This is a genomic window from Pseudomonas sp. UBA5706 (genome assembly GCF_002419965.1).
GTDB lineage: Bacteria > Pseudomonadota > Gammaproteobacteria > Pseudomonadales > Pseudomonadaceae > Aquipseudomonas.
In genome coordinates this window covers 1-10,020 of record NZ_DIHC01000042.1, presented here as the reverse complement: position 1 = coordinate 10,020, position 10,020 = coordinate 1, and the positions used below count along the sequence as shown (strand labels likewise).

6 protein-coding genes are annotated in these 10,020 nt (G+C 60.6%); 4 read left to right on the top strand and 2 right to left on the bottom strand.

The window, feature by feature from the left end:
- A partial coding sequence (locus tag B3I26_RS20135) for a hypothetical protein (RefSeq protein ID WP_296260238.1) occupies positions 1–246 on the top strand: 246 nt, incomplete at its 5' end.
- A 203-nt stretch (positions 247–449) separates the two neighbouring features.
- Here the strand turns inward: B3I26_RS20135 and B3I26_RS20130 are convergent.
- Together B3I26_RS20130 and B3I26_RS20125 are read right to left on the bottom strand one after the other, a co-directional pair.
- The gene (locus B3I26_RS20130) at positions 450–2,489 is read right to left on the bottom strand and encodes an NADPH-dependent 2,4-dienoyl-CoA reductase (RefSeq protein WP_296260236.1); all 2,040 of its coding nucleotides are present in this window, start codon (positions 2,487–2,489) and stop codon (positions 450–452) included.
- A gap of 266 nt (positions 2,490–2,755) precedes the next feature.
- Entirely contained in the window at positions 2,756–5,146 is a 2,391-nt protein-coding gene (locus B3I26_RS20125) for a TonB-dependent receptor plug domain-containing protein (RefSeq protein WP_296260234.1), read from the bottom strand.
- A gap of 335 nt (positions 5,147–5,481) precedes the next feature.
- On the opposite strand from B3I26_RS20125, the gene B3I26_RS20120 reads away from it, so the two are divergent.
- The 3 genes from B3I26_RS20120 (at position 5,482) to ilvA (ending at position 9,980) form a co-directional block, all read left to right on the top strand.
- Complete coding sequence (locus B3I26_RS20120; protein WP_296260233.1) at positions 5,482–6,633, top strand: carbon-nitrogen hydrolase family protein; 1,152 nt, start codon at positions 5,482–5,484, stop codon at positions 6,631–6,633.
- A 3-nt stretch (positions 6,634–6,636) separates the two neighbouring features.
- Entirely contained in the window at positions 6,637–7,677 is a 1,041-nt protein-coding gene (locus tag B3I26_RS20115; protein WP_296260232.1) for an AraC family transcriptional regulator, read from the top strand.
- Between the two features lie 749 nt (positions 7,678–8,426).
- Entirely contained in the window at positions 8,427–9,980 is a 1,554-nt protein-coding gene (gene ilvA, locus B3I26_RS20110; RefSeq protein WP_296260231.1) for a threonine ammonia-lyase, biosynthetic, read from the top strand.
- Positions 9,981–10,020 lie beyond the last annotated feature (40 nt).

Sequence of the window (10,020 nt, the reverse complement as noted above, 5' to 3'; positions counted from 1 at the left end):
GATCGTCAGCAAGCTGGACTCCTACGCCCTTCGGGCAGAATCAAAAGTGGATACCACCCTCCACGTATTCCAGAAGAATCAAAAGTGATATCGCCATTTCACGTACTCCGGAGCATCAAAAGCGGATACGCCATCCACGCTCCAGAAGAATCAGAAGCGGGTGAAATGGGTGGGGCGGTGAGAGCATTATCCGTTGACGGATGGCGTATAAACCATTTTTTGGCACTGGATCGGCACCGCTTTTAATTCTGCCCGCAGGGCGTAGGAGCTGGCTTGCCTGCGATCTGCCGGGGACCGGCAGTAAAACCGGGCACCTCGTTGCAACGGACAGACCGCGTGCAACGGCCATGCTGCTTGGCAGCTGACCGTCTGCAAGCTGGACTCCCTCCCCCCCAGGGCAAATGCGCGTTGCGGCAGGCGTGATGCTTTTGATTCTGTGCAGGGCTGACCTACAACTGAGCCGCCAACCTGGACCCCTGACTGATCGCCCGCTTGGCATCCAGTTCCGCCGCCACATCTGCGCCGCCGATCAAGTGCACGCTCTGCCCCGCAGCTTGCAGGCCGTCGTAGAGTTCGCGCAGCGGATCCTGCCCGGCGCAGATCACTACGTTGTCCACCGGCAGCAGCCGTTCCTCGCCTTCGGCGCCGATGCGGATATGCAGCCCCGCGTCATCGATTTTCAGGTACTCGACGCTATTAAGCATCTGCACCTGTTTGTTCTTCAGACCCGTACGGTGAATCCAGCCGGTGGTCTTGCCCAAGCCATCGCCCACCTTGGAGGTCTTGCGCTGCAGCAAAAAGACCTGACGCGCCGGCGCGTGAGGATGCGGCTTTATCCCGGCCACACCGCCCCGGGCTTGCAGCGCACTGTCGATGCCCCACTCGTCCCAGAACGCATCGCGATCAAGGCTGGTGGCTACGCCCTGATGCACCAGGAACTCCGAAACGTCAAAACCGATACCCCCTGCGCCAATCACCGCCACTGAGTGGCCAACCGGTTTGCGCTCCAGAATCACATCCAGATAGCTCAGCACCTTGGCATTCTCAACGCCGGGAATCGCTGGCGTGCGCGGTGCAACGCCGGTGGCCAGGATCACGTCGTCGTAGCCCTTGCCCACCAGGTCAGCCACCGCGACGCGGGTATTGAGGCGCACATCGACGCCGGAGGTCTGCAACTTGCGACCGAAATAGCGCAGCGTTTCAAAAAACTCTTCCTTGCCCGGAATACGCTTGGCGATGTTGAACTGGCCGCCAATTTCGCTGGCCGAATCGAACAGCGTCACCTCATGCCCACGTTCGGCGGCCACAGTGGCGGCCGCCAGGCCTGCGGGTCCTGCGCCGATCACGGCGATTTTCTTGACCAGGGTGACCGGCAGATAATTGAGTTCGGTTTCATGGCAGGCCCGCGGATTGACCAGGCAACTGGTGAGCTTGCCACCGAAGGTGTGGTCCAGACACGCCTGGTTGCAGGCGATGCAGGTATTGATCTCATCGCCGCGACCGGCAGCAGCTTTGTTGACGAACTCAGGATCGGCGAGAAAGGGACGCGCCATCGACACCATGTCCGCATCGCCTTCGGCCAGCAGCTGCTCGGCCACTTCAGGGGTGTTGATACGATTGGTAGTGATCAGCGGAATCGACACCGAGCCGCGCATTTTCGCCGTGACGTTGGCGAACGCCGCACGCGGGACCTTGGTGGCAATGGTCGGAATCCGTGCTTCGTGCCAGCCGATTCCGGTGTTGATCAGGGTCGCGCCCGCCTGCTCGATGGCCGGGGCCAGTTGCACCACTTCTTCCCAGGTGCTGCCTCCTTCGATCAGATCGAGCATCGACAGGCGATAAATGATGATGAAATTCGGTCCCACCGCCTCACGCACACGGCGCACGATTTCCACCGGCAGGCGCATGCGGTTTTCGTAGCTGCCACCCCAACGGTCGGTGCGGTGATTGGTGTGAGCGACCAGAAACTGGTTAATGAAATAGCCTTCCGAACCCATGATTTCCACGCCGTCGTACTCGGCGGTCTGGGCCAGGGTCGCGCAGGTGACGAAATCCTGAATCTGTTTCTCGATACCCTCCTCGTCCAGTTCCCTGGGCTTGAACGGGTTGATCGGCGCTTGAATAGCGCTGGGCGCAACCTGTTTCGGGCTGTAGGCATAGCGACCAGCGTGAAGAATCTGCAGGCAGATCTTGCCGCCTGCCTCGTGCACGGCTTGGGTGACAACCCGGTGGTGCTCAGCCTCTTCTGAAGTCGTCAGTTTGGCCGCACCCGAGTAAACCCCACCCTCGACGTTGGGCGCGATCCCCCCCGTCACCATCAGGCCAACGCCACCCCGGGCACGCTCGGCGAAATAAACCGCCATGCGCTCGAAACCGCCGGGCTTTTCTTCAAGGCCAGTGTGCATGGAACCCATCAGGGTACGGTTGCGCAGCGTGGTGAACCCCAGGTCCAGCGGGGCCAGCAAGTGCGGGTATTGGGCGGCGGCCATTTTGAAACTCCATCAAGCATCATCACGTTGGCGCGAGCGCTCCTGGGCACTCGTCGATTTATTCAGGGGTAGAGCTTAATCCCTGTTCATGATGCAGACAGTAAACAGCATCGCAGGCCCGCTCAATGACCGGATATGACAAGTTAATGATCGTAATGCGCAACGCGGTGGTGCAGCCCCTCTAGCAGTGCGGCTTGCCGGCGGTGGCGATTGATCGGGCGCCACCGCCGCCCGCCCGACGGCTACAGAGGGCGGGTTGCAACGCTTCAGAAGTTGTAAGTGACCTTGCCGTAGTAGAACGCTCCGCTGTAGCCGTACGGCGAGAAGGTGCTGTAGGCCAGGTTGCCGCCGCTGGAAGCGTAGGCGTCGAGCTTTTCAGGGTACTTGTCGGTCACGTTATCGCCGCCCAGGGTGAATACCCAGTTCTTGAGCTTGTAATCGACGGCCAGGTCCAGCAGCCACGCGGCACTGAAAGTCTGGTCATTGACCTTGTCAGCCTGATAGCTGGTGTATTCGCCATAGCGCACCAGGTTGGAATGCAGCGCCCAGTTGCCGTAGTCGAAGTCGTTAGCCAGGCTGAGTTTGTGCTGCGGCGTGGTATCGCCCAACAGGCCGATGCGCTCGCGACGATCCACGCGAACCAGGTTCACACCCAGTTGATCGAGAATCGCCGGGTTGGCTTTTACATCGGTCACTTTGGTGTGGTTGTAGTTGTAGCCCACCGTGCTATTCCAATGCACGCCGTTATCGAACGCGTAGCGATAGTTGGCCACCAGATCGACACCGTCGGTGCTGGTATCGGTAGCGTTGGTGAAATAACGGGCGCTGGTGTAATTGATATCGCCGACGCCATTGGCCTTCAGGTAATTGATGGCCGCGTTATTCAGCACCAGGTTGGAGGACAATGACACGCGGTCGCGAATGTCGATGCGATAGACATCGGCGGTGACCGTCAGGTGATCCAGCGGCTTGAGCACCAGACCCAGGCTGTAGTTGCGCGACTTCTCCGCTTCCAGATCGTCGGCCCCCAGCAGCTTGGCGACCTTGCTGTTGGCCGGGAAGGTCCCGGACTCCTGAATCGTGCTGCCGATCAATTGCGAGGACGTGAAGGCAAAGTTTTGTTGGGCCAGCGACGGCGCACGGAAGCCGGTAGACACGCTGCCGCGCAGGGCCACTTGCGGCGTGAAGTCATAACGCGCCGAAAACGAGCCACTGACGTTGGAGCCGAAGTCGCTGTAGTCCTCGTGACGCACCGCCGCCGAGACACCGAGCTTCTCGGTCAGATTGGTTTCCAGGTCCAGGTATTGGGCGAAGTTGTGCCGAGAGGTACTGCCGGCGTCCGAGTCGCGGAACCCCCCCAGCCCGGAGCTGCCGGTCTGATAGTAGGACTCGGCCTGACCGGCCTCGATCTGATAGCCCTGACGCAGGTACTCGGCCCCGAACGCGACCGACACCGGGTACGGCAGAATGCCGATGTTGAACTCGCGGGAAAGGTCCAGCGACAGCTGCCGCTGATCGTTGGTCAGGGTGCCGTTATCGAAAGACAGCGGCGTATTCAGGCCCAGCGAGGTGTTCAGCGTGCGCGTGTGGATCTCGTAGGAGTTTTTGCCGTAGTTGGCCGACACATCGTAGTGCCAATCATTGCTCAGCTCGCCGCGCAGGCCGGCGACCAGCGAGGTGTCTTCCAGCGTGCCGCGAATCAGCGGCAGGTAGCCGTTAGGATAGATCGCCGCAATGTTGTTGGACGCGTTGCTTGGCCGGTAGAACGCCGCCGTTTCGCCGCGTCGCTTGCTGTAACCGCCAAACGTGTAGAACTCCGCCGCGTCGTTGAAGCTGTATTCAGAGTTGAATTGCAGCTTGCCTTCGTCGGTGGCCGGTTCGCCCTGGCGAAACACATGCTGGCCATAGGTGGTGGAACCGATGCTCGACGCGCGGTAGTCGTCCCCCGCACGGTCGGTGTAGTCATTGTTGGCGCCTTCGCCCGACAGGTTGATGAAGCCGTTGGAGCCCAGCGCAAAGCCGGTGTTGCCTGCCACCTGGCGTTGAATACCATCGCCCTTTTTGTACTCCCCCCATTTGGTCGAGATCGACCCGCCATGGTCGGCGGTTTTGAGGATGATATTGATCACCCCGGCAATCGCGTCCGAGCCATAACGTGCCGATGCACCGTCGCGCAGCACCTCGATGTGATCAATCGCCGACAACGGAATTGCATTGAGGTCGGCAGGCGCGGAGCCACGTCCCACCGCGCCTCCCAGGTTGACGAACGCCGAGGTATGGCGGCGTTTACCATTGACCAGCACCAGCACCTGGTCGGGCGAGAGGCCACGCAGCTGTGCAGGGCGGGTCAATTCGGCACCATCCACCAGACTCGGTCGAGGGAAGTTGATCGACGGGATCAACCGCGCGAGCACGGTGCCCAATTCGTCCGAGCCACTGCTGCGCAGGCTGTCCCCGGAGATGACATCGATGGGTGAAAGTGAGGCACTGGCCGTGCGTTCTTGGGCGCGCGTGCCGGTGACGATGACAGTGTCCAGTTGTGAATCGTTGCTGGGTGTCGACTCTTCTGCAACGGCCCCGCCACTCCAAAGAGCGAAACCTGCAACATTGGCCAAGACGATTGCTGTGGATAGAAGATCCCTTTTGTAATTCCCCATACCGCTTCCTTAACCTTGAACTCACGGCATGGCCATGAACTCGGACGAGCGATCCGCTTGGCAGACGGTGGCGATCATCGATCTTATTAAAGTGGGTCCAGCTGCCCGGTCATATACTCTAATATCGCACACCAATTTTCTTTAAATACCGTTATGGAATATAGGTGGCTATATGGACCTACGCTCGGCCATTGGCATCGTTGAGGGGGCCAACAACGCCAGCAAAAAAACCATATTGTGGATTTAAATCACTTCGATAAGGCACTGTTTTCCCGTAGCCTTGGGGCCATCCACCCACGCGCTCCATGCTCATAAAGGCTTGATCTTCCCCCCTCATGCGCAAAGTTCTTGGCTCCCTCACCGCAGTCGTGCTGGCGATTCTTCTGATCAGCTATGGGCTGTGGACAAGCAAGCGGCATGTCGGCCATTACCTCACCGACCTGCGCATTCAACTGGTCATCAACGATGGCGAGCCGAGCGAGCGCGGCAACTTGTTGGGCATTCAGCCGGAGTTGTTTCCATCAGACTACTCAAGCGTCAAACGCCTGCACCGCAAGCTCGCGGCGTATTTGCAGCAGGCACGTGATCGCGGCCTGATCAATGACAGGACCATCGTCGTGTTACCGGAGCACATCGGCACCTGGCTGTTTGCGGTGGATGAGAAATCGCAGTTCTACCAGGCCGCGACCATCGAAGAAGCCATGAACTGGCTCGCGTTCAGCAATCCGCTTCTGTTTCTCGACGCGGTGGTTCATGCCAGGGGCGAAAGCCGACTGGACGACGCCCGCCTGCGCATGAAGGCGCGCAGCATGGCGCAGGATTATCAGAACGTCTTCGGCGGGCTGGCCAAGGAATTCGGTGTGACCCTGGTGGCTGGTTCGATCGTATTACCCGGCCCCCAGGTGCGCGACGGGCAACTGCTGGTCGGCAAGGGAGCGCTGTACAACAGCAGCGTGGTGTTCGGGCGCGACGGGCTGCCCATCGGCCAGCCGCAGCGTCAGTTATTTCCTTCGTGGTATCAACGCGGCTATATACGCTCCGGCAAGGACGCACCGTTGAATGTCATCGACACGCCGGCCGGCCGACTTGCCACCTTGATCGGCAGCGACAGCTGGTACCCGGACAACTACGTGAGACTGAATGCGACAGGCGCGGAGTTGATCGCCGTCCCGGCTTTCGTGGCGGGTAACGGCAGTTGGTCGCAACCGTGGCGCAGCGACAAGCATCAGGTCCTGGCCAGCCATCTGGACCTGGGACCCAAGCCACTTACTCAGGGCGAAGCCTGGCGGCGGTTGGCACTGGCGCCGATCAGCACGGCCAAGGCCGGTATCAGCGTATTCATGCGCGGTCAGTTCTGGGATCAGGGCAGCGCTGGGCACAGTTTTGCCAGCCGTGGCGGTCAGGGCGTGGCCGAACAATCCATCAGCGCGGCTCCCAAGGGCGCCAAGCCCGGCCATGGCGCGCGCCTGATCAATCTGTGGTTGTGACCGATGACGACGCCTCGGGTACGGTTGGGCGATCTGTCAGTGGGGTTCGTCCATAGCTTGGCTGACGCGGTGCGCGGTGCGGGCCAGGACCCACACCCCTTGCTCGATCAATTCGGTCTGGACGCCGCACGTTTGGCCGAAGCCGGTGCACGGCTGTCGATCCCTCGCTACATGCGCCTGGGTCATGCGGCGATTCAACTGTCCGGCGTACCGAGCCTGGGCCTGCGCATGGGCCAGTTGAGCCGGCTAAGCCAGGCCGGGCTTGCCGGTGTAACCGCCGCCCAGGCGCCGACCGTGCGCGAGGCAGCGCGCGTATTGATCCGTTTCGAAGCGCTGTACGGCTCCAATTATCGCGGGCAATCAAGCTTTCACGAGGACAGTGAGGGCGCCTGGCTGCGGTTCTACTCCATCAGCCCGTACAACGACTACAACCGCTTTGTCGTCGATTCGATTCTCGCAGGCTGGTTGCATCAACTCTCGACGCTGGCGGGCACCCGGGTGGTGGCAGAGCGTGTCGATATTGAATTCGATGCGCCGCCTTATGCCGCCGAGTATTGGGTGTTAAGCGAGCAGCCCGTCAACTTTGGGGCGGCGATCAATCAACTGCGGCTGAGCCAACAGAGCCTGGGGCTGCGTAACCCAGGCCATGTACCAAGCACGTGGCGGCACTTGCTGCAACTGTGTGAACGGGAACTGGAACAACGGACGCGCACCCGCAGCCTGGGTGAACGCATCACTGCGTTGCTGGGACCTTTGCTTAATGGCGGGAAGGAGCCGGATCTAGAGGAAGTGGCAGCCCGGTTGCAGTTGCCGACCTGGACACTGCGCCGCCGACTGGCCGACGAAGGGACGCGTTTTCGTTCGGTTCTCAATGACACACGCCGTGATCTGGCGATGACCTATATCCGAGACACGGAACTGGCCTTTGGCGAGATCGCCTACTTACTGGGTTTTGCATCAGCCGAAGCGTTTCAACGCGCCTTCAAACGGTGGAACGGGCAGACCCCAGGGGAGTTCCGCCGCAGCCATCGTCATTCGGTCTAATACGTCGTTCTAGAGCTCTGTCGCATCATCGGCCGGCTCAAGCGGATCGAGTTCGTACGCCTGATATTCCAGCAGCTCTTCTTGATAATCGTCCATTACTCATGCCCTCATGACTTCTTGCGTTGCGGTAGTCTTTTTTATCGATTCAGCGACTGGTTCCACTGACCACGACCTTGACCTTAAAGTGCCCTCATGAACGAAACATGAAAGCTTGTTGAACAATCAACGACGGGCACCAGAGAACGTTTACCGACGCGTCCCTGTCAGTGTTTTAGAGGGCAGGGTCCATAGCCAACTGGCAAGTGTTTGGCTCAGGACGAAAATCGGTGCAAGTGCTCAGGAAAATATCGCTGACGGCTGCAGGAGACAAGTTTGTGGCAGTTCCCGCAGCCGTTCGCCTGTCGGCGGGCCGGTCATGCGGCCGCTACCGCCGGCAAGCCGCGGCTGCTACACAGGCCGGGAAATGTTGCAGCTGCGATATCCCCCTTGACGCCACAGTACGCTGCGCAATAGGCTTGACCCCATGAACGTAACCAAGCATTTCTTCGGCCAGATAATTATTACCGCCATTCCAGTCATGGCGGGTTAGCCGACGCTTGCACCGAACCCGCCCTCGAGGCGGGTTTTTTCTTTCTGTCTCCCGGGCCCCGAATCTCGAACCAGGAGTCAGACATGAGCACTATTCGCCCTTCCTTCGCCGCCGTTGTTCCATGCCTGATCGTCATCACCTCTGCGACGGGGACGACACGATGAGTCAGGTGCTTCAGGACACACCGGCCAGCAGCGCACTGCTGAAGTACTACGCCAGAAAAATAATCACCTCCCGCGTTTACGATATCGCCGTCGAAACCCCGCTGCAGGGCGCGCGTCAGCTCTCCGAGCGGCTGGGCAACCAGGTGTTGCTCAAGCGCGAAGACCTGCAGCCGGTGTTCTCGTTCAAGATTCGCGGCGCCTACAACAAACTCGCGCAACTGAGTCCTGAAGAACTGGCGCGCGGCGTGGTCACGGCCTCGGCGGGCAACCACGCGCAGGGCCTGGCGCTGGCGGCCAAGACCTTGGGCGTGGCGGCCACCATCGTGATGCCCAAGACCACGCCGGAGATCAAGGTCGAGGGCGTACGCTCGCGCGGCGCCATCGTCGTGCTGCACGGCGACTCTTTCCCCGAGGCGCTGGCGTATTCGCTGAAGCTGGTCGAGGAAAAGGGCTACGTCTACATCCACCCTTATGACGACCCGGACACCATCGCCGGGCAAGGCACGGTAGCGATGGAAATCCTGCGGCAGCACCCGGGCCAGCTGGATGCGATCTTCGTGCCGGTGGGCGGCGGCGGGCTGATCGCCGGGATCGCGGCGTACGTGAAATACCTGCGCCCGGAAATCAAGGTGATCGGCGTCGAACCGGACGACTCCAACTGTTTGCAACAGGCCATGGCCTACGGCGAGCGCGTGGTGCTGCAGCAGGTCGGGCTGTTCGCCGACGGTGTGGCGGTGGCGCAGATCGGCCAGCACACCTTCGACATCTGCAAGGATTACGTCGACGAGGTGATCACGGTCAGCACCGACGAAATCTGCGCGGCGATCAAGGACATCTACGACGACACCCGCTCGATCACCGAGCCTGCGGGCGCGTTGGGCGTGGCCGGGATCAAGAAATACACCGAGCAATACGGCGTCAGCGGGCAGACCTTCGTTGCCATCGATTCAGGCGCCAACGTCAACTTCGACCGCCTGCGCCACGTTGCCGAACGCGCCGAGCTGGGCGAAGGCCGCGAAGCGATCATCGCCGTGACCATCCCCGAGCAACCGGGCAGCTTCAAGGTCTTCTGCGAAGCGGTGGGCAAGCGCCAGATCACCGAATTCAACTACCGCTATCACACCGACCGCGAAGCGCACATCTTCGTCGGCGTGCAGACCCACCCCGAGAACGACCCGCGCAAGGCGTTGATCGCCAGCCTCACCGCCCAGGGTTTTCCGGTGCTGGACCTGACTGACAACGAACTGGCCAAGCTGCATCTGCGGCACATGGTCGGCGGGCATTCGGAGCGGGTTAGCGACGAGGTGGTGTTCCGCTTCGAATTCCCGGAACGGCCAGGGGCGCTGTTCAACTTCCTCAATAAACTGGGCGGCAAGTGGACCATCTCGATGTTCCATTACCGCAACCATGGCGCAGCGGACGGGCGCGTTGTGGCAGGTTTGGTAGTGCCCGAAGACGAGCGGCACCTGGTGCCCCAGGCGCTGGCAGAGATTGGCTATCCGTATTGGGACGAGACAAACAACCCGGCTTACCGACTGTTTCTGGGCTGAGGAGAACGGCTTTTATTCTGGCCGCCGGCCGCGCAAACTT

Excerpts from the sequence above, each read along its gene's own strand:
- B3I26_RS20130 (WP_296260236.1), bottom strand. The coding sequence starts at position 2,489 with ATGGCCGCCGCCCAATACCCGCACTTGCTGGCCCCGCTGGACCTGGGG.
- B3I26_RS20125 (WP_296260234.1), bottom strand. The coding sequence starts at position 5,146 with ATGGGGAATTACAAAAGGGATCTTCTATCCACAGCAATCGTCTTGGCC.
- B3I26_RS20120 (WP_296260233.1), top strand. The coding sequence starts at position 5,482 with ATGCGCAAAGTTCTTGGCTCCCTCACCGCAGTCGTGCTGGCGATTCTT.
- B3I26_RS20115 (WP_296260232.1), top strand. The coding sequence starts at position 6,637 with ATGACGACGCCTCGGGTACGGTTGGGCGATCTGTCAGTGGGGTTCGTC.
- ilvA (WP_296260231.1), top strand. The coding sequence starts at position 8,427 with ATGAGTCAGGTGCTTCAGGACACACCGGCCAGCAGCGCACTGCTGAAG.